General features: G+C 44.3%; 26 protein-coding genes. 13 read left to right on the top strand and 13 right to left on the bottom strand.

Annotated features, from left to right (window positions below):
• Window position 1: 1 nt before the first annotated feature.
• Entirely contained in the window at window positions 2–961 is a 960-nt protein-coding gene (tal, locus tag ACXACS_RS06685) for a transaldolase (RefSeq protein ID WP_179984321.1), read from the bottom strand.
• Between the two features lie 386 nt (window positions 962–1,347).
• Here tal and yaaA point away from each other — a divergent pair, with 386 nt between their 5' ends.
• Together yaaA and ACXACS_RS06695 are read left to right on the top strand one after the other, a co-directional pair.
• Window positions 1,348–2,124, top strand: a complete 777-nt coding sequence (gene yaaA / locus ACXACS_RS06690) for a peroxide stress protein YaaA (protein WP_474805304.1) — start codon at window positions 1,348–1,350, stop codon at window positions 2,122–2,124.
• Between the two features lie 278 nt (window positions 2,125–2,402).
• Window positions 2,403–2,753 (top strand): RNA recognition motif domain-containing protein, encoded by a 351-nt coding sequence (locus tag ACXACS_RS06695; RefSeq protein WP_474805305.1) that lies wholly within the window; start codon window positions 2,403–2,405, stop codon window positions 2,751–2,753.
• A 103-nt stretch (window positions 2,754–2,856) separates the two neighbouring features.
• Here the strand turns inward: ACXACS_RS06695 and ACXACS_RS06700 are convergent, their stop codons facing one another.
• Window positions 2,857–4,116, bottom strand: coding sequence for an MFS transporter (locus ACXACS_RS06700; RefSeq protein WP_474805306.1), 1,260 nt, complete (start codon window positions 4,114–4,116; stop codon window positions 2,857–2,859).
• Window positions 4,117–4,693: 577 nt separating this feature from the next.
• Here ACXACS_RS06700 and ACXACS_RS06705 point away from each other — a divergent pair.
• Genes ACXACS_RS06705 through ACXACS_RS06715 form a run of 3 tightly spaced genes read left to right on the top strand, consistent with a single transcriptional unit; the run spans window position 4,694 to window position 6,247 of the window.
• Window positions 4,694–5,185 (top strand): helix-turn-helix domain-containing protein, encoded by a 492-nt coding sequence (locus ACXACS_RS06705; protein WP_474805307.1) that lies wholly within the window; start codon window positions 4,694–4,696, stop codon window positions 5,183–5,185.
• The gene (locus ACXACS_RS06710) at window positions 5,182–5,904 is read left to right on the top strand and encodes an AzlC family ABC transporter permease (protein ID WP_474805308.1); all 723 of its coding nucleotides are present in this window, start codon (window positions 5,182–5,184) and stop codon (window positions 5,902–5,904) included. The genes ACXACS_RS06705 and ACXACS_RS06710 overlap by 4 nt, the downstream gene beginning before the upstream one ends.
• Window positions 5,894–6,247, top strand: coding sequence for an AzlD domain-containing protein (locus tag ACXACS_RS06715; RefSeq protein WP_474805309.1), 354 nt, complete (start codon window positions 5,894–5,896; stop codon window positions 6,245–6,247). The genes ACXACS_RS06710 and ACXACS_RS06715 overlap by 11 nt, the downstream gene beginning before the upstream one ends.
• Window positions 6,248–6,277: 30 nt before the next feature.
• Here the strand turns inward: ACXACS_RS06715 and msrA are convergent, their stop codons facing one another.
• Entirely contained in the window at window positions 6,278–6,880 is a 603-nt protein-coding gene (gene msrA, locus ACXACS_RS06720) for a peptide-methionine (S)-S-oxide reductase MsrA (RefSeq protein WP_474805310.1), read from the bottom strand.
• Between the two features lie 572 nt (window positions 6,881–7,452).
• Between msrA and ACXACS_RS06725 the strand changes: the two genes are divergently transcribed.
• Window positions 7,453–7,887 (top strand): OsmC family protein, encoded by a 435-nt coding sequence (locus ACXACS_RS06725; RefSeq protein ID WP_474805311.1) that lies wholly within the window; start codon window positions 7,453–7,455, stop codon window positions 7,885–7,887.
• 118 nt (window positions 7,888–8,005) lie between these two features.
• On the opposite strand, the gene sodC is transcribed toward ACXACS_RS06725, so the two are convergent.
• A complete protein-coding gene (gene sodC / locus ACXACS_RS06730; RefSeq protein WP_474805312.1) occupies window positions 8,006–8,548 on the bottom strand; it encodes a superoxide dismutase [Cu-Zn] SodC in 543 nt (180 codons plus the stop codon).
• Window positions 8,549–8,903: 355 nt separating this feature from the next.
• Between sodC and ACXACS_RS06735 the strand changes: the two genes are divergently transcribed.
• From ACXACS_RS06735 to ACXACS_RS06750, 4 genes are all read left to right on the top strand, one after another.
• The gene (locus ACXACS_RS06735) at window positions 8,904–9,545 is read left to right on the top strand and encodes a glutathione S-transferase family protein (RefSeq protein ID WP_474805313.1); all 642 of its coding nucleotides are present in this window, start codon (window positions 8,904–8,906) and stop codon (window positions 9,543–9,545) included.
• Between the two features lie 88 nt (window positions 9,546–9,633).
• Window positions 9,634–11,478 (top strand): DUF885 domain-containing protein, encoded by a 1,845-nt coding sequence (locus ACXACS_RS06740; RefSeq protein ID WP_474805314.1) that lies wholly within the window; start codon window positions 9,634–9,636, stop codon window positions 11,476–11,478.
• Between the two features lie 162 nt (window positions 11,479–11,640).
• Window positions 11,641–11,976: a VOC family protein gene (locus ACXACS_RS06745; protein ID WP_474805315.1), complete on the top strand. Its 336-nt coding sequence runs from the start codon at window positions 11,641–11,643 to the stop codon at window positions 11,974–11,976.
• Between the two features lie 93 nt (window positions 11,977–12,069).
• Complete coding sequence (locus ACXACS_RS06750; protein WP_474805316.1) at window positions 12,070–13,227, top strand: tetratricopeptide repeat protein; 1,158 nt, start codon at window positions 12,070–12,072, stop codon at window positions 13,225–13,227.
• A gap of 29 nt (window positions 13,228–13,256) precedes the next feature.
• On the opposite strand, the gene ACXACS_RS06755 is transcribed toward ACXACS_RS06750, so the two are convergent.
• From ACXACS_RS06755 to ACXACS_RS06775, 5 genes are all read right to left on the bottom strand, one after another.
• A complete protein-coding gene (locus ACXACS_RS06755; RefSeq protein WP_474805317.1) occupies window positions 13,257–15,347 on the bottom strand; it encodes an oxidoreductase in 2,091 nt (696 codons plus the stop codon).
• A 344-nt stretch (window positions 15,348–15,691) separates the two neighbouring features.
• A complete protein-coding gene (locus tag ACXACS_RS06760) occupies window positions 15,692–16,141 on the bottom strand; it encodes a DUF4426 domain-containing protein (RefSeq protein ID WP_474805318.1) in 450 nt (149 codons plus the stop codon).
• Window positions 16,142–16,252: 111 nt separating this feature from the next.
• Window positions 16,253–16,789: a YggT family protein gene (locus ACXACS_RS06765; protein ID WP_474805319.1), complete on the bottom strand. Its 537-nt coding sequence runs from the start codon at window positions 16,787–16,789 to the stop codon at window positions 16,253–16,255.
• Between the two features lie 20 nt (window positions 16,790–16,809).
• Entirely contained in the window at window positions 16,810–17,631 is an 822-nt protein-coding gene (proC, locus tag ACXACS_RS06770) for a pyrroline-5-carboxylate reductase (RefSeq protein ID WP_474805320.1), read from the bottom strand.
• 76 nt (window positions 17,632–17,707) lie between these two features.
• A complete protein-coding gene (locus ACXACS_RS06775; protein WP_474805321.1) occupies window positions 17,708–18,394 on the bottom strand; it encodes a YggS family pyridoxal phosphate-dependent enzyme in 687 nt (228 codons plus the stop codon).
• A 27-nt stretch (window positions 18,395–18,421) separates the two neighbouring features.
• Between ACXACS_RS06775 and ACXACS_RS06780 the strand changes: the two genes are divergently transcribed.
• The 3 genes from ACXACS_RS06780 to ACXACS_RS06790 all read left to right on the top strand — a co-directional run bounded on the left by ACXACS_RS06780 (window position 18,422) and on the right by ACXACS_RS06790 (window position 21,063).
• Window positions 18,422–19,465 (top strand): type IV pilus twitching motility protein PilT, encoded by a 1,044-nt coding sequence (locus ACXACS_RS06780; protein ID WP_179984303.1) that lies wholly within the window; start codon window positions 18,422–18,424, stop codon window positions 19,463–19,465.
• Between the two features lie 8 nt (window positions 19,466–19,473).
• Window positions 19,474–20,586 carry a PilT/PilU family type 4a pilus ATPase gene (locus ACXACS_RS06785; protein WP_474805322.1) on the top strand — a complete coding sequence of 371 codons (1,113 nt, stop codon included), beginning with the start codon at window positions 19,474–19,476 and terminating at the stop codon, window positions 20,584–20,586.
• A 159-nt stretch (window positions 20,587–20,745) separates the two neighbouring features.
• Entirely contained in the window at window positions 20,746–21,063 is a 318-nt protein-coding gene (locus ACXACS_RS06790; protein WP_474805323.1) for a putative signal transducing protein, read from the top strand.
• A gap of 46 nt (window positions 21,064–21,109) precedes the next feature.
• Here the strand turns inward: ACXACS_RS06790 and ruvX are convergent, their stop codons facing one another.
• From ruvX to ACXACS_RS06810, 4 genes are all read right to left on the bottom strand, one after another.
• Window positions 21,110–21,541: a Holliday junction resolvase RuvX gene (gene ruvX, locus ACXACS_RS06795; RefSeq protein WP_179984300.1), complete on the bottom strand. Its 432-nt coding sequence runs from the start codon at window positions 21,539–21,541 to the stop codon at window positions 21,110–21,112.
• A complete protein-coding gene (locus ACXACS_RS06800) occupies window positions 21,534–22,100 on the bottom strand; it encodes a YqgE/AlgH family protein (RefSeq protein WP_179984299.1) in 567 nt (188 codons plus the stop codon). The genes ruvX and ACXACS_RS06800 overlap by 8 nt, the downstream gene beginning before the upstream one ends.
• 138 nt (window positions 22,101–22,238) lie before the next feature.
• Entirely contained in the window at window positions 22,239–23,192 is a 954-nt protein-coding gene (gene gshB / locus ACXACS_RS06805; protein WP_474805324.1) for a glutathione synthase, read from the bottom strand.
• Window positions 23,193–23,329: 137 nt separating this feature from the next.
• Window positions 23,330–24,058, bottom strand: a complete 729-nt coding sequence (locus tag ACXACS_RS06810) for a 16S rRNA (uracil(1498)-N(3))-methyltransferase (RefSeq protein ID WP_474805325.1) — start codon at window positions 24,056–24,058, stop codon at window positions 23,330–23,332.
• Window positions 24,059–24,305: the final 247 nt, after the last annotated feature.

A 24,305-nucleotide genomic window follows, 5' to 3' on the forward strand; every position in this document is an offset into this window, starting at 1 on the left:
CTTATGCACTTAGTTTTTCGCGAAGCATGGTTTCAAGCTTTTCTTGGTCAGCTGCGAAGTTGCGAATGCCTTCAGATAGTTTTTCCGTTGCCATCGCATCTTCGTTCATTGCCCAGCGGAACTCACTTTCTGTTAAACGGTCGCCTGGCGTTTTTGTCGCACCATTGTCTTTAAGCTTAACTTCTAGTTCACCTGGCTCGTTGGCTAGTTCTTCAAGTAGTGCAGGGCTGATAGTTAGACGGTCACAGCCAGCTAGTGCCTGAATTTCGCCAATGTTGCGGAAGCTTGCGCCCATTACAACCGTGTTGTAGCCGTGCTCTTTGTAGTAGTTATAAATTTTGGTCACTGACACTACGCCAGGATCTTCATCTGCTGCGTAAGATTCAGTGCCAGTCGCCTTTTTGTACCAGTCTAGAATACGGCCTACAAATGGAGAGATAAGGTAAACGCCTGCTTCTGCACATGCTTGTGCTTGGGCGAAGCTGAATAGCAGGGTTAGGTTGCACTGAATACCTTTTTTCTCAAGTGCTTCAGCAGCTTGAATACCTTCCCACGTAGACGCAATTTTAATAAGAATGCGTGACTTATCGATACCTGCATCTTCGTACAACTGTACCAAGCGCTCTGCTTTTTCAATAGTAGCGGCAGTATCAAATGATAGGCGGGCGTCTACTTCTGTAGAAATACGGCCAGGGATGGTTGCAGAAATTTCTTTACCAATGGCTACTGCTAACTTGTCAGAGGCATCAGTTAATTGCTGGTCAGCATCGTTTGACTGAAGTTTTGCCCACGCTACAGCGTCATCAATTAAGCTTGCATACTGAGGAAGACCTGCTGCTTTTAGCAGTAGCGACGGGTTGGTAGTAGCGTCAACCGGCTGATATTTTTTGATGGCATCGATGTCGCCGGTATCGGCAACTACGGTAGTGATATCACGTAATGAAGCTAACTGATTGCTCATAATTCTCTCTGTACTTTATCAATAATAAACTTGGACAACTCGCTAGAATAGCCAGTTGAATAAAACGATACGCTTGCGCGTTTTTGTAGGATATTGCGCTTGCGTTTTCTCTTTGTTTACTTAGCTTTTAAAAAACAAACTAAGCTAAGTCGAAAATAGCGCTTTGGTTTTCAAGAAGCACTCATAAGCAGTGCATCAAGGTTATTGTTTGAATATTTTTTGTAATGCTATTTATATCAAACCCGTGTGACAATTCATACATTGAATAATGACAAATTCGCTAATCGGATTTCTCTGTTAAGCCAATTTGTGTCTTTCTTATGCCATTTTGCTTTTTACTGCGTATCAGGTGGTACAATAAGTGCGTAAAAATTTAAGGAGTCGAAATGTTAGTTGTAGTATCCCCAGCAAAAAATTTAGATTTTGAAAGCGAAGTTCCTGTAAGTCAGTTTACACAACCTGACATGCTTGAAGACACTGAACGTTTGATGGAAGTGTGCCGCACTTTGTCTCCGGCTGACTTATCATCGCTAATGAAAATAAGCGATAAATTGGCAACCTTAAATGCTAACCGTTTTGCTGAGTTTTCTACACCGTTCACACCAGAGAATGCGCGTCAGGCAATGTATGCATTTAACGGTGATGTTTATACTGGGCTTGATGCTTACTCGCTAGACAGCGACAGTGTAGAATACGCACAAAAACATCTTCGTATTTTGTCTGGTCTGTATGGGCTGCTAAGACCGCTAGATTTAATGCAGGCCTATCGTCTAGAAATGGGCACTAAACTCGCGAATCCTGAAGGTAAAGACCTGTATGCGTTTTGGGATGACCGCATTACCTACGTCTTAAACAAGGCGTTAAAGGCGCAGGGTGATAATGTGTTAATTAATCTTGCGTCGAATGAATACTTTAAAGCAGTAAAGAAAAAGTCCTTAGACGGCATGATCATTACGCCCACCTTCAAAGATTACAAAAACGGTCAGTATAAAATTATCAGCTTTTTCGCGAAGAAAGCCCGCGGCCTAATGGCGCGCTACATTCTTGAAAACCGTGTTGAAGATGTAGAAGGCTTGAAAAACTTCGACGTAGACGGCTATCAATTTAGCGAAGAGCAAAGCTCATCAACAGAATTGGTATTTCTGCGTAACCAAGAAAGTTAATAGCTTTTTTGAGTAATAATGACTGATAGTGAGCCGGGCTCAGCAGCTTCGCTCTGGATTAGCTAAAGAAACTTCGCCTTCGATACATAGCCATCGCATTTGCGCGATGGCTATTCTATATCGAGGCCCAATCACACGCTTACAATAGCTGAAGTCAAATCTTTTACCTTCTTTGTAATAAAAGCGAATCGCCGTACTACGATAAGATTAGCTATCATACTAACTGCTGCATGCTACAATACGCATAGTACTTTTCAGCCACAAAGTAAGGCACAAACTTGAGCATATTAGTTCGTAATTTACCCAAATCATTTACTCATGAAAATCTTGAAGATTTGTTTTTTGAGTTTGGCACTATAGAGTCATGCGACCTAGTGATGGATGAGGCCTCGGGTTTATCTAAAGGCTTCGGCTTCGTTGAAATGAGTACCCAAGAAGAAACCGATAAAGCGATTAAAACGCTTAACGCCAAAGTTATCGAAGGTAAAAAGATTCGAGTTAAATGGTCAAATCAAGAGAAGAAGCAAGCAGCAATAGACGATGCTCCCGCGCATAAAAGAGACATCCCAGAAGATGTATGGGGAAGTGTTTCTCGCAATAATTCCGAACTCGAAAACGACGACCGTTAATAGTTGAGTTAACTAAATAGCAAAACTTTGTCTTATTTTTAAACTTTTGTTTTGAGAATTAGAGCAGTGCTGACAACCATTGTTGTCAGCACTAACAGGTAACTCAGCTAGATAATGCTGTTGCTCGCTCTCGGGTATTGCGAGCAGTCATAACAATGGCTAGCCATATCAACACGCCACCACCGGCAAGCGCTAGGCCTACCCAACCCGTTGATGTATAGCCGTAACCCGCTGACAGCGTCATTCCAGCCAACCAAGGCCCAAGCGCATTAGCGGTATTAAATGCTGCATGGTTCATGGCGCCTGCCAAAGTTTGCGCTTCGCCAGCTACGTCCATCAAGCGTGTTTGCAGTGGCACGACCATACCGCCGCCGATGCCAATAAAAAACAGCGAGGCCGCCATCAGGTAAGGGTTGCCCATAGACGCGGCGTATGCGGCTGCAGATAAGCCCAATAGAACCTGAAAAACGATAGCTGATGTCAGTAATCTGCCTTCAGAATATCTACCCGCAATAATGTTGCCGAGGGTTACGCCAATGCCATAGATAAGCAAGGTTGCAGAGATTCCCCATTCTGGTGCTGAGGTCGTGTTTAAGTATGAGGCACTGAAATAAGAATAAACGGAGAACATGCCCCCAAAGCCAATTGCGCCCATGAGTAATACCAGCAGCACGTCTTTGTTTTTCAGAGCTTTAAGTTCGGTTAGCGGTTTGGCATCTGGATTAGGTCCGCGGTATGGTGCAGTTTTCCACACCATAAGCGCAGTCACTAACGCAAAGGCTGAAATAATAAAGAAGCCAGTTCGCCATCCGAACAATTGCCCGATACCGCTAATTGAGGGCACACCAATAATATTGGCAATAGCCAAGCCTAAAATGACGTTACTGACAGCTTGCGCCCGTTTGTTTTTACCGGCAATGTCTGCAGCAAAGAGCATGGCAATGCCGAAATAAGCGCCATGAGGAAGGCCAGCAATAAAGCGCGCTATATTCATTGTCCATTCTGACCACGCTAGTGCTGTTAGCAAGTTTCCGCCAGCATAAAATACCATCATTGAAATAAGCATGGTGCGTCGGGCAAGGCGAGAAAAGAAAATAGTGATGAGCGGTGCGCCTACTACAACGCCAATGGCATAGGCACTAATCGCATGGCCCGCAACGTTTTCCGTGATACCAAAATCTTCAGCAAAGTAAGGCAGTAAACCCATTGCCGCAAATTCGCTGCAACCTATTACGAAAGTACCGAAAGCTAGCCAGAATGTAATTGTCGCCAGTGAATATTCTTCTGCCGCTGATTGCTCTTCCGAACGGGCTCCCTTATACGCTGCCTGAGTAGAAGTGATATTGTCAGTTTGATTCGCCATAAACTATCTTTTTTCCTTCATATCGTACCATTCAGTCGCTTGCTTGCTGCTTGAGCATGGCGCACTTGCACAAGGTTAAAATACAAAAACCGGCAAATGGTATGTTTGCCGGCTTTCTATTTTTAAAAGCTATTGCTTTGGTTATTCAAAAAAGGCCAAAAGCCCCAAGTTTGTGCTTTGTTCATTCATTAATAAGCTGAGATCTTAGCAGCGAATGACTATTTAGTAACGGTAGCTGATAAGATTTCTTAATCATTTCAGCGCTTTAAATGTAGTGTGTTTGTTAATGATTTGATTCACGTCATTTTTTCAGTAATACACATGAGAGCTAACTCAATACTAAAGTGGTTGTTTTCTGAGTGTAAAAGCCTTCGGCATCTTTCGTTTTTACTCAGCTAACTATTAACATTTTATGCAGGGCTAGCTGTCATAGCTGGTTTTATCTTTTAACGATTATTCGTATAAAAAACAAACATCTTGACTTTGAGGTGTTCTATATATAGAACGTTCTTTAAATGGAACAAAATGAAGTTGGTAAGCTGTGAATCAATCAACGCTCAACATTCTCGGAAGGCATTTGCAGAAACTCAGGCAAGACAAAGGTGTCTCGCTGTCGCAATTGGCAGCAGGGGCAGGTATCGCAAAATCTAACCTCTCTAGGCTAGAGCAGGGCAACGGCAATCCGACGTTAGATACGATTTGGCGATTGGCCAAACAACTAGACGTGCCCTTTGGTCAGCTTGTTCAGCCCCTTAGCACAAGTGTAGGAGAGAATGGTGTGGAAGTGCGCCTTATTGAACAAGGGCAGGGTGTACCTAATGTTGATGCTTACTGGATGTCGGTCGCACCTAATACACTGCGAGAAGCCGAGGCTCACGCGACTGGAACAAAGGAAACCATTACGGTAATAAGCGGTTCCTTAGAAGCCGGGAATATGGGCAGTACTCAGCTACTGCTACCCGGCCAAAGTACCGACTTTAGGGCTGATTTACCTCACGTTTACAAAACTCAAGATGACTGGGCAACCTGCCTTATCACTATCGTTTATCACAAAGAGGCAACGGAATGAGCCAAATTCCTTCAAAAAGTGGGCTTAAGCAGGGGATTATAGATGGGTTACCCTTGCTAGGAGGTTATATCCCAGTTGCTATCTCATTTGGCGTGATCGCTATTCAAGCTGGCTTTTCAACATTAGAAGCAACACTGATCTCTGTGTTCATTTACGCTGGCGCGTCGCAGTTTCTTCTAGTTGCCATGGTGGCTTCAGGTGGACCCCTTTGGCTAGCGGTGTGTATGACGTTATTAGTTAATGTACGCCATGTGGTTTACGCGCCCAATTTAGTGCCTTACTTACCACAGAGTAAGGCGTGGCCCTATTTAATGCATGGGCTTACCGATCAAATTTTTGCGCTAGCCCATACACGTTTACCCTCTATGGAAGACGCAAAGAAAGTTGATTGGTTTAAAGGTGTTTCAATGGTGGCGTGGTTTAGTTGGATTTTAGGTACTGCGCTTGGCGGGTTAGCTGGAGATTCGCTTACACAGAAATGGCCTGTCTTAGATAGTGTAATGCCGTTTGCCTTACCAGCCTTATTTCTCGTTCTGCTAGCGCCAAAGTTTTCTAGTAAACAATGGGTTGTTACCTTATTGGTCACTATCTCTATCGCCCTTTTCATTGCACTTAGTAGTTTCAAAAATGCGGCTATTCCTTTAGCTGCACTGTTTGGGGCGCTTACATTTTATGTTCTTACCTCCCATGTCGGAAGGAAACCGTCTCATGCAAACTGATATTTGGGTAGCAATTATCGTAGCGGCTATAGGCACCTATGCATTGCGCGTTGCACCATTGTTATGGACACAGCGTCACTTCAATAAACACAAAGCCAATAATTCCGAAGCGCGCCTGCCTACATGGTTGAGTGTGCTAGGACCACTAATGATAGCCGCTATGTTAGGGGCTTCCCTTGTTCCTAAGGTTCCGTCAACGTCTAGTTGGATAGCAACAGTTGTGGCAACAGCCATAACAATACTCGTTTGGAGAAAAACCAAAACATTGGGCCTACCTGTTTTTTCAGGCGTCGCCTTTTTTGGCGTAATATATTGGTGCGCTTTACATTTTCTATATATATAACGCAGGCTAAATGGAAAAGTTAATTGATAGTTAGCCTCCCATGGCTTTGTCACCCCAGATTTCTCTTAAGCGCTGGTCGCGACCACAGTTCCAACGGTAGAATTTGTAGCGAACAGGGCTTTTCTTATAGAAATCTTGGTGACCTATTTCATCACCTTTAATTGGATAAAAGGTGGAAGCATCGAGTATTGGTGTTACCACGTCTTTATTCGGAAACTGGGAGATTACGTTAGCTTTTGTTTTTTTGGCGATAGCGCGTTCTTTATCGTTCGCAACAAAAATAGCGCTCAAGTAGCTGGGGCCTTTATCACAAAACTGGCCTCGGTCATCAAAAGGGTCAATATTTACCCAAAAATGATCGAGTATATCTTTATAAGAAAGCACTTCACCGTCATAAGTGATTTTAACGGCTTCGTAATGCCCTTTGTGATTGCCATTGTAGGTAGGGTTTGGTGCACTTCCACCAGTAAACCCAGAAACTACGTCGGTTACGCCTTCTAATTTTTCAAAGTCAGACTCCATACACCAAAAGCAGCCTCCCGCTAAAATAGCTTCATCGGCTTTTGTCGATGGTGTAAATACCGCGGCACTCAAAGATGCGCCGAACAATACTGCGGTGATTGTAGATTTCATCTTGTACCTTTTACGTTTTGACAGAGCCATATAGCTATGCGCTTTGGCTAAGTTTTCCTTTTAAGCTTTTCGACTTATAAAGTGAGGCTATGTTAGTGAACATATACGAGTATCAAATAAAGAACGGTTTAGGCTGCAATTTATTTCACTGCAATTTGAAGCATCACCTTTTCCTCGCTTACAAAAGAAAGAGCTTAGCTAGCGATTAATAGCATCGCACTAGAATCAAAAACAATTAATGCCAAAAGAGGGTAAGTAAAATTTTCATCAGACTCTGTAGTCTGCGTTCACTGATAGCAAAGTCACTGCAATTTCATTTCCCCAAACTGCTCTGTAGCCCTTCCATGACAGGGCCTTAGAATAAGAGGCTGTCGGTCGGCAGAGCACTTGCATCTCAGCAAGTACGTGTGAGTCAAAATACGCGACAACTTGTGATTTCACTTAGTGAGGTAGTTCAGCTTTGTTTAGCGCTGATCAAACACTGCTTTACTTAGTGCAGCCGGTTGTCGGTTATTCGGCTCTCTAAAAGAGCTTGGCTCAGATTTAATTAAGTCGAAAGTAAGGAAGGTAATATGTCTATAGTCAAATCAGGTAGTGCAGCTTACAAACCGTTAGGTAAAAAAGGGAAGGGCAGCATTTCTACGGAAACAGGCGCTTTGTCTAATCAACCTTATGGTTTTAATACGCGGTTTGAAGATGAAAAAGGGACAAACCCTGAAGAGTTAATTGGAGCGGCCCATGCGAGCTGCTTCACTATGGCGCTTTCTTTTGCATTATCCGATGCAGGGTATGAAGACGGTGAACTAAATACAACGGCCAAGATCAGCCTAGACAAAAACGATGATGGTTTTGAAATTACTCAGTCGGCATTGACGTTAGATGCTGAAGTTGATGGTATCACTGAAGATGAATTTGAAAAAATAGCTCAAGAAGCGAAAGAGAATTGCCCTGTTTCTCAACTACTGAATGCCAATATTACGTTAGAGTACCGATTAAATAGGGGCTAACTGTTTTAACCGAAATCGCCTGCTTGAGTAGTGGGCCATTCTTTTACATTTTAAAAATAGTGAAAAAAAAGCGGCTTATCAAAGCCGCTTTCCTCTATTTACAGCGAGTAGAAGTGATTTATTTTCCTATTACACCACAAGCCACACGTTCGCCACCGCCGCCAAGCTTTTTGGGTGAATCAGAATAGTTATCACCACCGGCATGAATCATCAGCGCACGACCTTCAATATCTTCCAGTTCAAGTTCTGGCGCGAAAATCGGCTGAGTAGCCTCGCCTTCTTCGTTCACATAAAGCACAGGAAGATCGCCTTCATGACCGCGCTCAGACCATGGGGCGCTATGTTTATCGGTATTTTCTAGGTCAAAGTGACCGCCAGCTGCGCCACCTAGCACCTTTTTTCCATCCTTCATTGCTGAGGAGCAATCTCCATTTTGATGAACGTGGAAGCCATGGACTCCCGGCGTTAACCCTGACAGCTTAGGTGTGAATACCACGCCATCATCATCGTGACTACTCACCATAACCGTACCAATAGCATTGCCAGTTTCTAAATTTTTCATCATCACTTCTTTTCCTTCTTCGTGATGACCGGCAAAACTCCCAGCACTTAGCACTAAAGAAATTGAGCCTGCTAACGTAGTAAGTAAACATTTCTTCATAGTATTCTCCTTCACTAAATTAATGATTCGTTTTCGAGCAACTACAGAGTTAACCAGCATAAAATAAACCAGTTCGAGCGAAGTGGCAGAGAAGGTGCTGAAGGCCTTATCACTGTGAGCCTTAGGCCATACATAGCTCTCAGCATTTAAAAAAATCCCCTACGTAGGCTGCAAGACTTATAGCGTCCCTATGAAAAAGTTACCGAATGCATTTCTATATTTTTTTATGCGTTTTATGAAATGAAGGCGGGTAAGTTTGTAGTAGCGCGGTAAAACTCAGTAACAATATGGTAGTGGCACTTTTCTCCTATTCGACTTACAGTTAGCACCAATTAGGCTATCAAAGGACATAGGCATGTATACACTTTATGGTTATCCGAAAACCCGCTCGGTTCGCGTGGCATGGGCATTGGAAGAGCTCGGCTTGCCTTTTGATTACAAGTTGGTTGACCTAAAACAAGGACAGCACCTATCAGAGGAATACAAAGCTATAAGCCCGGCTGCAAAAATTCCAGCGCTAGCGACACCCGAAGGCACCTTGACTGAGTCTGCTGCTATTGTCACCTTTTTAGCTGAAAGACACGGCATGCATGAATTTATCCCAGAGCCAGGCAGTTTTGAGCGTGCAAAATATGAAGAGATGATGCTGTTTCTTACCAGTGAATTAGAGCAGCCCATTTGGAATTTAGCAAAACACACTTTCGCACTGCCTAAAGAGCAAAGACTTGAACAAATGCGTGAAGTGGCGGTATGGGAGTTTAAGCGCGTACTGCCGGTGTTTTCTTCTATGCTGGGCGATAAAGAATTTGTATGCGGCACCATGTTTACCATGGCCGACGTGATAGCAGGTCATATTTTGGCGTGGGCAAAAGGCAGTAAACTCGATATTGTGCTTGACGGCAAAACGGACAATGTAGGGGTTTACGCGAAACGTGTATTGGGCCGTGAAGCCTATGAAAGGGCATGGCGACGAGAGATGGCTCATTTGCCTGAGTAAACCGTGCTGCGATTAGAAAACACATAACGACAGCGCTTTTTTTGCGAAATATAAGCAAAAACAGCGACGAAATAACAAGGGAATAAAAATGAAAGCATTTAAAACACTGCTCGTAAGTAGTGCTGTAACTATGGCTCTGGGCCTTAGCTCAGCTGTGGCTCATGCACACAATCACGCAGATATGCAGACTCCATCAACAAGTGAATCAGTGACAAAAGAAGCGTCTGAGCACGAGAAGCTTTTTGGGTTATTTGCAGCCGCTGACCAGCGCAATATCGAGTTAAACCCAATTATGGCCATTTTTCGCGGCGATATGCGTTACGCAGACAGAATGGGCGATTTCTTTACAGACTCTCACGCTTTAGCGGGAAAAACGGCCACATTACTCAACTTGTCAGAACTTAAACAAATTGACCGCAGTAAGCTAAGCGATACTGACAAACTTGCCTACGATGTATTCAAATACAATCAAGAGCGCTCGCTAAAAATGTCGAGCGATGAAATTGAAGCACTGACAGCTGTGCGCCCTATAAACCACTTTAGCGGATTCCACACTTTTTACCCGACCTTTGCGAGCGGAAAAGGCGCTGCGCCATTTAAAACAGTAGAAGATTACGAAAATAATTTATCTCGCCATAAGGATTACATTGCTATTTCTGACCGCGCTATCGGAAAGTTCCGCGAGGGCATGGAAACCGGTGTGCTTGAAACTAAGCTGACTATCGACCGCGTGATCAAGCAGTTCGATACACAGCTGGCTATCCCTATCAAAGAGTCACAGTTTTGGGGGCCAATTACCATGTTCCCAGAAAGTTTCTCTGACGAAGAAAAAGCCCGTTTAACCGCTGAGTACGAACAAGCGACGCAAGAAATTTACGATGCAACCACCCGTATGCGCGATTTCCTTCGCGACGAGTATTTGCCTGTTGCCCGTGAAAGCATTGGCCTTAGCGATATGAAAGGTGGTGCAAAGCTATATCAATTGATGGTGGAAGGTTCAACGACACTGCCAATGACCCCTGATGAGCTGCATAATCTTGGTTTAAAAGAAGTTAAGCGTATCAAAAATGATATGCTTGAAATTAAAGACGAAGTAAAGTTTGAAGGAACATTAAACGAGTTCTTCGACTATGTACGCACCGATCCTAAGTTCAAGCCTGAAAGCCGTGAGGCGCTAACCCAGAGCTATTATGATATTGGTCGTGAAGTGGATGAAAAAATTGACCAATACTTTTCTCTACTGCCAAAATCTGAGTTAGAAATAAAACCTTACGACCCTGCTATTGAGCAATTCAGTGCGGGTGGATCCTATCAACCAGGCACGCCAGATGGCTCTCGTCCTGGTACTTTCTATTTTAACGCCTACGATTTGCCTAGCCGCTTAACCACCGGCAACGTTACCTTGTACCTACACGAAGGTGCTCCGGGCCATCATTTCCAAGTGAGCCTTGCCCAGGAAAACGAAGCGCTGCCGTCTTTCATGCGCTTTAGCTTCCTACCAGCCTTCGGTGAAGGGTGGGCGCTATATTCAGAAACCTTGGGCTATGAAATGGGCTTTTTTGATGACCCATGGAACCGTTACGGAACGCTTCAGGATGAGCAGCTGCGCGCTATGCGTTTGGTAGTAGATACGGGGATTCACGCCAAAGGTTGGAGCCGTGAACAAGCTATCGATTTTATGCTCGAAAACTCAGGCATGACTCGCACGGAAGTCGTGGTAGAAGTAGAGCGTTATATTGCTATACCATCGCAAGCGCTATCTTACAAAGTAGGCGCGCTAAAAATTCAAGAATTGCGTGCGCGCGCAGAGAAGGCATTAGGTGATGATTTCGATATCCGTGAATTCCACGCACAAGTGTTAAACACGGGCGGCATTCCACTTGCTATTCTTGAACAGAAAATTGACCGCTGGATTGCTAGCCAACAAAGTTAGTGAAAAACGGCAAATTAAATAGAACTTAAAACACTATAAAGCCAGTAAGTTTCAGACCTTGCTGGCTTTTTTGGTTTTTGCGACCAATAGCAGTGATATTGACGTACAGCTTCACTAGAGTAGTAATTGTACAATTTTTCTAAAGGTTTAAAGGAGCGCAAGGTGGAGTTAGGGTTATTTTCATTAAGTTTAACGGTCAAGGATATTAATAAATCGAAAGCCTTCTACGAAGCATTAGGTTTTGAAGCTATGCCTTCATGTGGCTCGGTGGAAGACAAATGGTTAATGATGAAAAACGGCACCACCATGATTGGCTTATTCGAAGGTATGTTTGAAGACAACATTATGACTTTTAACCCCAGCGATGTTAGAGCACTTCAGGCGAGTTTAGTTGAGCAAGACGTTGCATTAGAAGTGCCGGTGAAAGGCGACAGTGGCCCAGGGCATTTTATTGTTAAAGACCCTGACGGCAACACTATTATGTTTGATCAATTTTAAGAAGAATTTCTTCTCATTGCCATTGGAAGCTAACTAGCCAACTTTTTTGAACAATTACTCTTATACAAAAGGAAGTGAGGGAGGGAAGGCAGGTTGAAAACAAAACTGTTATTTCTAGCTATAGCATTGATGGCTAATGTGGCGTGCCAGAGCACTAAAAGCAGTGATGACCAGAATAAGAGTGAGTTAGCTCCTTTCAATTGGCAGATTAGCGAATTCGCATTGGTCGATGTGGAAGAGCCCGAGGCACTCTTTGCGTTATCTGAGCAGCAAAAGCAGCACTTTCTTTCTTATTATAACTCGCCGAGTAAAGCACATGTATCACCTAATTTTCGCCTTGCAAAGTACTTAGAAAATCTGGTCTCAAACTTTAGTTACGCAGGGGACACGCTCAAAGCAAGAGATGTTTTAAACAACCGTTACGGAAACTGTATGTCGCTTGCTTTACTTACTACAGCGCTTGCTAAGCTCGTTAACCTTGATGTGGTTTATCAACAAGTCCATACCCCACCACTGTATCGGCGATTTGGAAACATGCTCACTACGTCAACACATGTGAGAAGTATTATTTTAGGGCCTGAACCTGAAAAAACAGGCGACAGCATTGTTTTTAGGGGAAGAGCGATCATTGATTATTTTCCATCAAGCCGAAACGACCGGGGAGTTTACATCTCCGAGGCTGACTTCATCTCAATGTATTACCAAAATATGTCTGCTGAAGTGATGAGTGACAACCCTGATTTAGCCTACAGTTATTTGTATCGCGCAATGCAGTTAAACACAGCGAATGCATCTACGCTAAATTCTCTCGCTGTACTCTACCGTTCAAACGGCTACGAAGAAGAAGCTCGGAGACTATACGAATTCGCTATCGAGAATCATATCCAGTCGGTACATACGCTATCAAATTTCGCAGTGTTGCTTAAAAAGGTAGGCGATGTAGAAACGCTATCGCGTATTGGGGATATGTATTTAAAAACAGACGACGATAACCCTTATCGTTGGATAGATTTAGGTAATGCATTTTTAGCGAAGGGCAAGCTTTCGGAGGCAGAAATGTTTTTCAACAAAGCCATCGCTACAGGCCCTTATCTGGGAGAAAGCTACTCGGCTATGGCTAAGACTTATTTTTTACAGGGGAAGGTGCTTAAAGCTGAAAGTATGATGGAAAAAGCGCTCTCTCTTTCACTGCCTTCGCAGAACAGAGCGCTTTACACCGCTAAGCTAAAGGCTATTCAAAATAGCCATTAATGACTTAGTTTCCATAGCTCGCTTAGCACTTAGATTCGCGCTGCCAGTTCAGCGCCTTGACGAATAGCACGCTTGGCATCGAGTTCAGCCGCGACGTCAGCACCGCCGATAATGTGCACGGTAAATCCTGCCTCTTCTAGAGGTTGCTGCAGAGGTTTAAAGGGCTCTTGGCCTGCACATACAATAACATTATCGACAGGCAGCACCTTAGGCGTGTCGTTAATGAGTACGTGAAGGCCTTCATCATCCACTTTGTCGTAGGAAACGCCATTTATCATTTGAACGTTGTGGTGTTTCAATGATTGCCTATGGATCCAGCCCGTAGTTTTGCCCAGCCCTTTACCTACTTTAGAGGTCTTTCGTTGTAGTAAATACACTTCGCGTTCAGAAGGCTCTATCGCCTTTTCTTTAAGTGCCCCTGGTGCTGAGTAATTTTTGTCGATACCCCAGTGAGCTAGCCATTTTTCTTTATCCTTAGCTAAGTGTTCGTGCTCAACTAAGAACTCTGCTACGTCGAAGCCAATACCGCCAGCACCAACAATAGCCACTTTCTTACCTACGGGCTTGTGGTCACGCAATACGTCTAAATAACTCATCACTTTAGGGTGGTCGTGCCCTTCAATTGTAAGCGTTCGAGGATTGATGCCTGTGGCTAACACCACTTCATCAAACCCCTCATCGACAAGGCTTTCTGCGTTCACTTCTGTGTTAAGGTGAATCGTAACGCCAACTCTCGCAAGTTGATTGTCAAAATAACGCAGGGTTTCATAAAACTCTTCTTTACCCGGCACTTGCTTGGCGTAATTAAATTGACCGCCAATTTCACTGGCCTTATCAAACAAATGTACGTCGTGGCCACGCTCTGCGGCATACATAGAAAACGCCAAACCCGCAGGCCCTGCACCTACTACCGCTAGTTTTTTCTTGTTTTGAGTAGGGGTAAAGGTAAGTTCGGTTTCATAGCACGCTTGTGGATTTACTAAGCAACTTGCACGCTTTTGCTCAAACGCATGATCAAGGCAGGCCTGGTTACAGGCAATACAGGTATTGATAAGTTTAGATTCATTGCGCATGGCCTTGGCCACAAAATGAGCGTCAGCTAAGAAAGGGCGGGCCATCGATACCATGTCAGCATGCCCTTGCGCCAATACCGATTCTGCCACTTCTGGGGTATTAATACGGTTAGTGGTAATAAGAGGGATAGACACCTCTTTTTTCATGCGTTCGGTTATCCAGGTAAACGCCGCGCGAGGTACAGAAGTGGAAATCGTAGGAACACGGGCTTCATGCCATCCAATACCAGTATTAATAAGCGTAGCACCTGCTTTTTCAATTTCTTTAGCCAAGTACACGACTTCATCCCACTTAGCGCCACCTTCAACCAAATCCAGCATAGACAGGCGATAAATAATAATGAAGTTAGTACCTAATTTCTCGCGCACACCTTTAACTATCTCAATAGCTAAGCGGGCTCGGTTTTCTAAACTTCCGCCCCATTCATCATTTCTGTGGTTAGTACGTTCGCAAAAGAATTGATTAATGAGGTAACCTTCTGAACCCATTATTTCTACACCGTCGTAACCTGCTTGTTGGGCAAGGGCAGCACATTTAACATAGTCTTTAATGGTGCTTCTTACACCGCGTGAGGACAATTCGCGAGGCTTAAAAGGGGTAATGGGCGACTTCATAGGTGAAGCTGAAACGGCAAGCGGGTGATAACCATAGCGACCCGAATGCAGTATTTGCATGCAAATTTTACCGTCTTCTTTATGCACAGCATCGGTAATAACACGGTGCTTCTTGGCATGACGAGAGCGCGTCATTCTGCCGGCGAAGGGCGCAACCCAACCTGAAATGTTAGGGCTAATACCGCCAGTCACAATTAGCCCAGCACCGCCTTTGGCCCGCTCGGCATAGAAAGCGGCCAGTTTATCAAAGCCGCCTTTTTCCTCCTCTAAACCTAAATGCATCGAGCCCATCAGGGTACGGTTACGTAGTGTAGTGAAACCTAAATCTAATGGGGCTAATAGGTTAGGGTAAAAAGGTGACTGCTGTTCTGACGTATTTACAGAATGGGCAGCGGCGGTCTGAGGTGCAGACTGTGACGAGGGCGTATTCATATTTATTCTCTATTTTTTACTATGAAGGCATTTAGCATGTTGTGTAGTAATTAAAGTACGTAGAAACTGATTTTAATCGCGCTTCAGCAGGCTTCAGTAACTAATGCTTTAATCTTTACGAGCCAACTTGCCCGACCAGTTGCTTTGATTATTTACTACTGCATCAGATTGGTAAAGGGGAGTTATCAATTTTTTAACACAATAAAAAAAGCGAGATACCGATTATCGGCAATCTCGCTAAATCGTTTTAAAATTATGTTTAGTAAAAAGAGGTTACAAATTACTAGGGTTGGCATGGTTTAACGAGTAAACAATATTGCCCTTAGAAAGTAATCTGCAGTTGCCTATTCATCCACATACATTTTTTGTTGGAATTTCAGCGTCTGTTTACTTGCACCCTTTTGCACGTCTATTTCAAACCTGAACGTTTCCTGATCGCGAAACGGTAGTACAGCGAGGTAATAAATGGCATCGCCTTCTTCCACTTTCTTAAAGGTAAGTTTGCGAGCATTGCCTAAAAGGTTCTTTGCCGTACCTGTTACGTCTGCACGCTGCGCTTCACCTGAAACCTTGTCGAGTACGGAAATGTTGACCAGCGCGTTAAACTTGCTTCTTACAATACCGTAATTAGCCGCAACTTCAGGCGTTAGAAATGGCGTACTTACGACCATGTAGTGTACATCCCATTCGCCGAGCGTTTTCTTCTGTTCAGCAAATGCAGAGAAGCTTAAGCAAGCTATAGCTATTGCAAGAAGGGCTACGTACCCTTTCTTAAGTTGTTTTATCTTACTCATGATAGACCTTACTTTGCCTTCATATTTATCTTTTACAAAACAGCGGGCTTACCCGCTGCCTGATACCGTATGACCTAAGGTTTCACCGTTAATACATGTAATAAACATTGTTTACATAGGGAAACTGTCTTGGATCAGAAGCTGTAAAAACTGTAATGCGATGATGGCAATCAGTACCGACAAGTCAAGGCCACCTAGCGGAGGAATGACTTTGCGAATAGGCGCTAGAAAGGGTTCAGTTAGTTGATACAGCACATAGTCTACCGGAGATTGACCTTGCGATACCCAGCTTAAAATTGCACGTAACAGCAATACCCAGAACATTAGCGATAGGGTTTCTTTTACCACGCCAATTACCGATAAAATGGCTATGCCTACGGGGTTTAGCGTACCGCCAAACATAAGCCCAAGAGTAACGAGTTTAAGCGCGCATACCGCTATCGCCAATACAAAGGTAGCGGTGTCGAATCTGCCGATTGACGGGATAACACGGCGCAACGGCCCCACGATAGGGTGGGTTGCTTTTACTACAAATTGACTCATTGGGTTATAAAAGTCTGCTTGAACCATTTGTAACCAAAGGCGCAGAATAACCACCATCAAATAAAGGCTAAATAAGGTATCAACCAAAAATACCGTTGCATTCATGTTGTGTTTTTCCTAAAACGTTATAGCTGTTTTGCCATTTCTTCAGCACGCGCTACGGCTGCCCGCATCGACTTGCTAACAATATCTTTTAAGCCTTCATTAATGAAGGTATTTACGGCCTCGGCTGTAGTGCCGCCCTTTGACGTAACTTGGGCACGAAGCTCACTTAATTCAAGGTCTGGGTTGTTACAAACCATTTCAGCTGCACCCAACATAGCCTGCTGCACCATAAGGCGTGACTGGGCTTGATCAAATCCCATGTTCATGGCTTCTTCTTGCATGTTTTGTAGGAACAAGAAGAAATAGGCTGGGCTGCTACCCGCTGCGGCAATAACACCGTTAATGCCATCTTCTTTATCTACCCAAACGGTTTCGCCCACGCTGTTCATCACATCGTCTACGTACTGTCTGTCAGAATCAGACACTGTATCGTCGGCGTACATACCCGACATGCCTTTGCCTAACAAGCTTGGTGTATTTGGCATAATACGAACCACAGGGTATTCGCCGCCTAACATCTCTTGTAATCTGGCAACGGGTAGACCGGCTGCGATGCTCATAAACAACTTACCCGATAGGTCGTTATTTTTTTGCAGTTCGCCGCACATATCACCCATAATTTGTGGTTTTACCGCAAGCACAATGGCGTCAGCGAATTGGCACGCTTCATCGTTAGATTGCGTGGTGTGAATACCAAACTCGGCTTTAAGGCCGTCTAACTTTGGAGTGGACGGGTTTGCCGCAAGAATATTTTCTTTCGCATACCCAGATTTGATAAGACCACTGATGATGCTGCGGCTCATGTTACCCGCGCCAATAAATGCTAATTTTTTCTGTTGCATGTAAATCCTATTTGTTGATTGCATTTAAGTCTGTGTAGCATGGCTAATCACTAAAAGCTCAGCACGATAGGTATCACTAAGTACGTTTTCCGAAAATAGCGGTACCTATTCGAACCATGGTAGAGCCATGTTGAATTGCTTCTGCCATATCACTACTCATTCCTACGGATAGGGTATCAAAATTGCTCAGTGATGTATGGTAGTGGTCAAATAATTCTTTTAGCTCAGTTAGCGTAGCGCGCTGTTGTTCTTCACTAGGATTGGCCTTGGGAATAGCCATCAAACCGCGTAAGCAAAGGCGCTCCTGTGACGTTACGAACTCAACTAAAGACGCTAATTCGTCGAGCGCTACGCCAGACTTACTGCCTTCATCATCAATATTCACCTGAATACATACGTTTAATGGCGGCATTGAGGCAGGGCGTTGCTCATTTAGACGGCGGGCTATTTTCTCTCTATCTACTGACTGAACCCAGTCGAAATGTTCAGCTACTACTTTAGTTTTATTTGACTGAATAGGGCCAATCATATGCCACTCAATATTTTCAAGCCTTGCAAGTTCCTGAACCTTTTCAACACCTTCCTGCACGTAGTTTTCGCCAAACATTCGTTGTCCCGCTTCATACGCTTCAATGATATCTGATACGGGTTTTGTTTTGCTAACCGCTAGCAATTTAACGGTTTTTGGTGGACGATGTGCACTGGTAGCGGCTTGGTCTATTCCTTTTCGTGCGGAATCTAGTCTTTCTGCTATTGTTTGCATTATTCACCTTGTTTTGGAGAAGTGGTTGTGGATATTACCGAACTTTTGGCTTTCAGTGTTAAGAATAACGCCTCAGATTTACACTTATCAGCGGGCCTACCACCAATTATTCGTGTAGATGGAGAGATGCGTAAACTTAACGTGCCTGCCCTCGATCACAAGCAAGTTCATGGTCTTGTTTATGAGATTATGAATGACATGCAGCGCAAAGAGTACGAAGAAAACTTAGAAACCGATTTTTCATTCGAAGTAAATGGCTTGTCTCGTTTTCGTGTTAATGCCTTTGTTCAAAATCGCGGTGCCGCGGCGGTGCTGCGTACCATTCCTAGCAAGGTGTTAACCTTAGACGACCTTGGCGCGCCCGAAATTTTTAAAGACATCATCAATCAGCCTACCGGAATTGTGCTAGTCACTGGCGCTACAGGTTCGGGTAAAAGTACCACCCTAGCAGCCATGGTTGACCATATTAATACGCATAAACGTGAGCATATTCTTACCATTGAAGACCCGATTGAATTTGTTCACGACAATAAACTTAGTTTGGTAAACCAGCGTGAAGTACACCGCGATACGCACTCGTTTAATAACGCCCTGCGCTCAGCCCTTCGTGAAGATCCAGATGTTATTCTGGTGGGTGAGCTTCGTGACTTAGAAACCATTCGCCTTGCAATTTCAGCTGCAGAAACAGGCCACTTGGTATTTGGTACCCTGCACACTAATTCAGCACCGAAAACCATTGACCGTATCATTGATGTGTTCCCTGCAGAAGAAAAAGCCATGGTGCGCTCAATGTTATCGGAGTCGCTTCGCGCGGTTATATCGCAAACGTTACTTAAGAAAGTAGGTGGGGGCCGTGTTGCTGCTCACGAGATCATGGTGGGCATCCCAGCTATTAGAAACCTTATTCGTGAAGATAAAGTGCCGCAGATGTACTCGGTTATTCAAACCGGGCAAGCGCACGGTATGCAAACCATGGATCAATGCTTACAGAGATTGGTTGCTATGGGGGTCATTAGCAAAGAAGATGCGGCGGCAAAGTCGGTAGATAAACAGTCTATGAACAACTTCTAGAGGGCATCATGCTAGATTCACTATTACAAAAAATGGTTGATACCAATGCCTCTGATTTGTTTATAACGGCAGAGTTTCCGGTAAGTGCCAAAATCAACGGCAAACTTACCCCAGTAACAGAAAATGCTACGTCGGTAGAAGAATCGCTCGCGCTGGTTCACGAAGCGATGACTGAAAAGCAGCGAGACGAATTTCATACGTCGAAGGAGTGCAATTTTGCTATTGTGCGCGATGGCATTGGCCGTTTCCGTTGTTCTGCGTTTTGGCAACGAGACCAAGCGGGTATGGTTATCCGTCGTATTGTTACTCAAATCCCGAAAGCGGATGATTTAGGTCTTCCTCGGGTATTAAAAGAAATTATTATGTCTAAGCGCGGCCTTGTTCTATTTGTAGGTGGGACAGGTACCGGTAAGTCAACCTCGCTCGCGGCACTTATTGGGCATAGAAATGAAAACACTCATGGGCATATATTAACCATTGAAGACCCTATTGAGTTTGTGCACGAGCACAAAAACTGTGTTATCACACAGCGTGAAGTGGGCATTGATACCCAGTCTTTCGACGATGCTCTTAAAAGCTCGTTGCGTCAGGCGCCGGACGTGATTCTTATTGGTGAAATTCGCTCAATGGAAACCATGGAATATGCCATGTCGTTTGCCGATACGGGGCATTTATGTGTAGCCACACTGCATGCCAACAACGCGAACCAGGCCATTGAGCGTATCATGCATTTAGCACCTAAAGATCAGCACGATAAGCTGCGTTTCGATTTAAGCTTAAACATACGCGCTATTGTGGCACAGCAACTTGTGCCTACTCCTGACGGTAAGGGCAGGGTAGCGGCAATAGAAATACTGCTTAACTCGCCGTTAGTGCGCGATCTTATTCAGCGCAACGAAATAGGCGCATTAAAAGAAGCTATGAAAAAGGGTAAAGAGCAGGGCATGCAAAGCTTTGATATGGCTCTTTATGACCTTTATAAAGCGGGCAAGATTGATATGGACCAGGCACTTCACCATGCTGACTCGCCTAACGATTTGCGCTTAATGATCAAGCTTGATACCAGTGACGGCTCTAGCTTAGGCACCTTGTCTAATGTATCTATTGATATGGATGACTAGACGCAGCTTCTTCAGTGCTGCAGTTACACTTTGAAAAAGCGGCACCTAGATAATTACGTCATTGAGTAATTCGGTTTTCTTACTTAAAAAGCAGCTAAAGGGCTGCTTTTTCGTATAAGCTTTACGCGATGTGCATTATTTTTTGCAATAGGATAGCCATTGAAAAAACTTTTCACTTCACAAGACGCTTTTGAAATGCAAGCGGTTCGCAGCGAACTCGATGCGCTGTCTATTCCCTACATGGTAAAAAACGAATTTGCTGGTGGTGCTATAGGAGAGCTACCTTGGCAGGATTCTCAGCAGGAAGTATGGCTCGTCGACGATAGCTGGTATGCGCGAGCGTCGAAAGTTATCGAGGCCTTCGTTCACAAATCACGTAATACGAATAACAGCAATGAAGACTGGCGATGTGACGCGTGTGGAGAGGAAAACGGCAGCGCATTCGATGTATGCTGGCAGTGCGGCGCGGAAAAATAGAAGTACAGGAACTTAAAATTAAAAGCAAAGAGTAGCGCAAAAGCGGCTACTCGTATTGGCTTTCGCTCCAGCTGGTGAAGATCACGCAAGCTGATACGCTATCCACTTTATCCTTAGTAAGCTTTTTGTAGCCACCTAACTCAAACAGCATAGCTTTAGCGTCTGTAGTAGTAAGACGCTCGTCACAGGTTTCCACTGCAACACGAAAACGACCGTGGAGTCGATTGGCGAACTTGCGAGCTCGTTGGGTCATTTCCTGCTCTGTGCCGTCCATATTTAGCGGTAAACCCACTACGACAACATGGGGTTGCCATTCTTCATAAAGCTTTTCTATCAATGCCCAATCTGGAATGCCGTCTCGTGCCTTAAGCGCTGCAAGAGGTGAAGCAGTGCCCGTAATTTCTTGGCCTACCGCTACGCCAATACTCTTGGTACCAAAGTCAAACGCAAGTACAGTACGATTTCCTATATCAGGCATGCCCGGCTCCTGGCGCTAGCTGCCATACATCAACACCGAGTTTATTTACTGTTGCTTGCCATTTTTTATGCATAGGTGTGTTAAACAAAATTTCTTCGTCCGCTTCTATGGTTAGCCAGGCGTTTTCCTGCATTTCCTTTTCAAGCTGCCCAGGTGTCCACCCGGCGTAACCTAAAGCAATAAGTACGTCTTCTGGGCCCTCATCATTGGCGATAGCTGTCAAAATGTCCTTTGATGTGGTAACCATGATTCCCGGCGCGAGCTTAAGGCTAGATGCCCAAGACTTTTGCGACGAATGCAAAACAAAGCCACGTTCTTGGTTGACCGGTCCGCCCGCAAGTACGATTTGTTCCGCCTTGTCTTCAGAAACTGTCAACTCTTTGTCAGTTTGTTCAAGAAGTTGTTTGACGTTCATAGTAGAGGGCTGATTTACCACAATGCCCATAGCGCCTTCAGCGTTGTGCTCACAAACATAAATGAGTGAACGAGAAAAGTAGGGATCGTCTAAGCTAGGCATTGCGACCAAAAAGTGATTTTGTAGGCTTTTTAATTCCGTCATAGTTTGCTTTTTACTACTATATTTTACTAACGTCTTTTACTTTAGAGGGCCTTTAAATATTAAGTACAAAGGCCCTGTATTCACCCATGTTGAGCTTTATCTGAGCTACTCGCGCCGGTGACTAGTGCAAAGTACGTTTTATCTGTTGGCTAAGCGCTTTTCAATTGCGTCAAACAGTGCGCCCATAATGTCTACGTCGTACGCGGCTTCTATTTCTCTTACGCACGTTGGGCTGGTAATGTTTATTTCTGTAATTTTATTGCCAATGACATCAAGCCCTACAAACAAAATATTATTATCTTTAAGCGTAGGAGCTATGGCTTCAGCCAATGCGCGGTCTGAATCAGAAATTGGCTGAGGGCGGCCAGTGCCACCGGCGGCCAAGTTCCCTCTTGTTTCCCCTTTGGTTGGCAGTCGCGCTAAGCAGTATGGCATTACTTCACCATCTACAATCAATACACGCTTGTCACCGTCTTTAATCTCTGGAAGGTACTCTTGTACCATCATATAGCGGGTGCCTAGATGCGTCAGCGTTTCAATAATTACACCTAAATTATTACCGTCAGGTTTTACTCTAAATATAGAGGCCCCACCCATGCCATCCAGAGGCTTACAAATAATATCTTGATGCTTGGCATGAAACTCACGAATAAGCGCCTGATTGTTCGAAACTAGAGTATTCGGGATATGCTCTGGGAAATACGACGTAAACAATTTTTCGTTGTAGTCACGTAGGGCCTGAGGATTATTTACAACCAGTGCTCCAGCGTCTTGCGCTAGCGACAATATCTGGGTAGCGTACAGAAATTCGCTGTCAAAAGGCGGGTCTTTACGCATAAGTAAAACATCAATATCCCCTAAATGCAGGGTCGCTTCGTCTTCAATCGCATAGAAATCTGTCGCTTGGTCTTTAACCGACACGGTTTTGCCCAACCCCATAGGCTTACCATTGTCTAAATACAGGTCTTTTAGTTCGAAATAAACAACCTTTGCACCGCGGCGCTGAGCTTCAAGCATCATCGCAAAGCTTGTGTCTTTATGTGGCTTAACGCTTGCGATGGGGTCCATAATTACGCCAACGGTATATTGCATAATGTTCTCACCTTGATGTTTATAAAATGCCGGCTCATATAGCCCTGCTGATAATCTTTGTATATTGGGTCACACCCTAATACTTCAAGTTATGGGTATAGCATAGGCCTGTAAAAAAAAGGGTTTAGACTATATCCTCAAAAGTCGCCGTGTTGTGCCTGGAGAATACTTAAACTGGTAATTGCCGCCGTTTCGGTACGTAAAATACGTGGGCCTAAACTTACCGATTGATAACCGTTTTCGTTAGCTTGGTGAATTTCTGTGTCTGATAACCCGCCTTCTGGACCTATTAGTAGTCGAAACCCTTGCTTATTATAGGGTTGCCTCGCTAAGCTTTGTTCTGCACCGGGTGCTAATACCAACCGCGTAGTATTGGTCGATGAGGACAGCCACTGACTTAAATTTACCGGGGCGTTAAGCACAGGAATAATATTGCGACCACTTTGTTCACAGGCTCCAATGATAATTTTCTGCCATTGCTGAATTTTCTTTTCCCAACGCGACTCGTCAAGCTTTACTGTGCATCGTTCAGTAATAACCGGCGTTATTTCTGTTACGCCAAGTTCGACGCTTTTTTGAAGCACAGTGTCCATTCTATCGCCCTTAGAAACACCTTGACCTAAGTGAAGGTAGAGGGGGGACTCTTTTGCTAAGGAAAGGCATGCATCGGCCTCAACCGTTACTTTCTTCCTTTGAACACTTATGACTTGTGCACTGTATTCGTTGCCATCGCCATTAAATAGCACGATAGGGCGATTGGGTTTTATGCGCAGCACAGTAGCGATGTGATGACCCGCATCTTCGGTTAATTCAAATTCTTGTTCTAAAGGAATGGGGTTGGGGTAATAAACTCTTGGTATACGCATAAGGAATCAGGTGTTTGGTTTTGATGCGTATGATACGTGTCAGTATATGCAGGTTGCAATGCTGTCGACGGCATCATGTAAATAATTGGAGAAAAACTTACACAAACGGCAACACGCGACCTATCTTTAATAATCACCTGACTCGTAGGTTTACTCTATGCCGCAGAGGGCGAAGAGTTGCTCGAAGAGTTTTCCAACACTGTGGAAGATGGCTTCGATTTTTGTGCTGGGCGGTATTCCGCTCTTG

This window comes from Alteromonas sp. AWM4_230 (genome assembly GCF_056158305.1).

Coding starts and splice junctions, on each gene's coding strand:
- tal (WP_179984321.1), bottom strand. CDS start 961: ATGAGCAATCAGTTAGCTTCATTACGTGATATCACTACCGTAGTTGCC.
- yaaA (WP_474805304.1), top strand. CDS start 1,348: ATGTTAGTTGTAGTATCCCCAGCAAAAAATTTAGATTTTGAAAGCGAA.
- ACXACS_RS06700 (WP_474805306.1), bottom strand. CDS start 4,116: ATGGCGAATCAAACTGACAATATCACTTCTACTCAGGCAGCGTATAAG.
- ACXACS_RS06710 (WP_474805308.1), top strand. CDS start 5,182: ATGAGCCAAATTCCTTCAAAAAGTGGGCTTAAGCAGGGGATTATAGAT.
- ACXACS_RS06715 (WP_474805309.1), top strand. CDS start 5,894: ATGCAAACTGATATTTGGGTAGCAATTATCGTAGCGGCTATAGGCACC.
- msrA (WP_474805310.1), bottom strand. CDS start 6,880: ATGAAATCTACAATCACCGCAGTATTGTTCGGCGCATCTTTGAGTGCC.
- ACXACS_RS06725 (WP_474805311.1), top strand. CDS start 7,453: ATGTCTATAGTCAAATCAGGTAGTGCAGCTTACAAACCGTTAGGTAAA.
- sodC (WP_474805312.1), bottom strand. CDS start 8,548: ATGAAGAAATGTTTACTTACTACGTTAGCAGGCTCAATTTCTTTAGTG.
- ACXACS_RS06735 (WP_474805313.1), top strand. CDS start 8,904: ATGTATACACTTTATGGTTATCCGAAAACCCGCTCGGTTCGCGTGGCA.
- ACXACS_RS06740 (WP_474805314.1), top strand. CDS start 9,634: ATGAAAGCATTTAAAACACTGCTCGTAAGTAGTGCTGTAACTATGGCT.
- ACXACS_RS06755 (WP_474805317.1), bottom strand. CDS start 15,347: ATGAATACGCCCTCGTCACAGTCTGCACCTCAGACCGCCGCTGCCCAT.
- ACXACS_RS06760 (WP_474805318.1), bottom strand. CDS start 16,141: ATGAGTAAGATAAAACAACTTAAGAAAGGGTACGTAGCCCTTCTTGCA.
- ACXACS_RS06765 (WP_474805319.1), bottom strand. CDS start 16,789: ATGAATGCAACGGTATTTTTGGTTGATACCTTATTTAGCCTTTATTTG.
- proC (WP_474805320.1), bottom strand. CDS start 17,631: ATGCAACAGAAAAAATTAGCATTTATTGGCGCGGGTAACATGAGCCGC.
- ACXACS_RS06775 (WP_474805321.1), bottom strand. CDS start 18,394: ATGCAAACAATAGCAGAAAGACTAGATTCCGCACGAAAAGGAATAGAC.
- ACXACS_RS06785 (WP_474805322.1), top strand. CDS start 19,474: ATGCTAGATTCACTATTACAAAAAATGGTTGATACCAATGCCTCTGAT.
- ruvX (WP_179984300.1), bottom strand. CDS start 21,541: ATGCCTGATATAGGAAATCGTACTGTACTTGCGTTTGACTTTGGTACC.
- ACXACS_RS06800 (WP_179984299.1), bottom strand. CDS start 22,100: ATGACGGAATTAAAAAGCCTACAAAATCACTTTTTGGTCGCAATGCCT.
- gshB (WP_474805324.1), bottom strand. CDS start 23,192: ATGCAATATACCGTTGGCGTAATTATGGACCCCATCGCAAGCGTTAAG.
- ACXACS_RS06810 (WP_474805325.1), bottom strand. CDS start 24,058: ATGCGTATACCAAGAGTTTATTACCCCAACCCCATTCCTTTAGAACAA.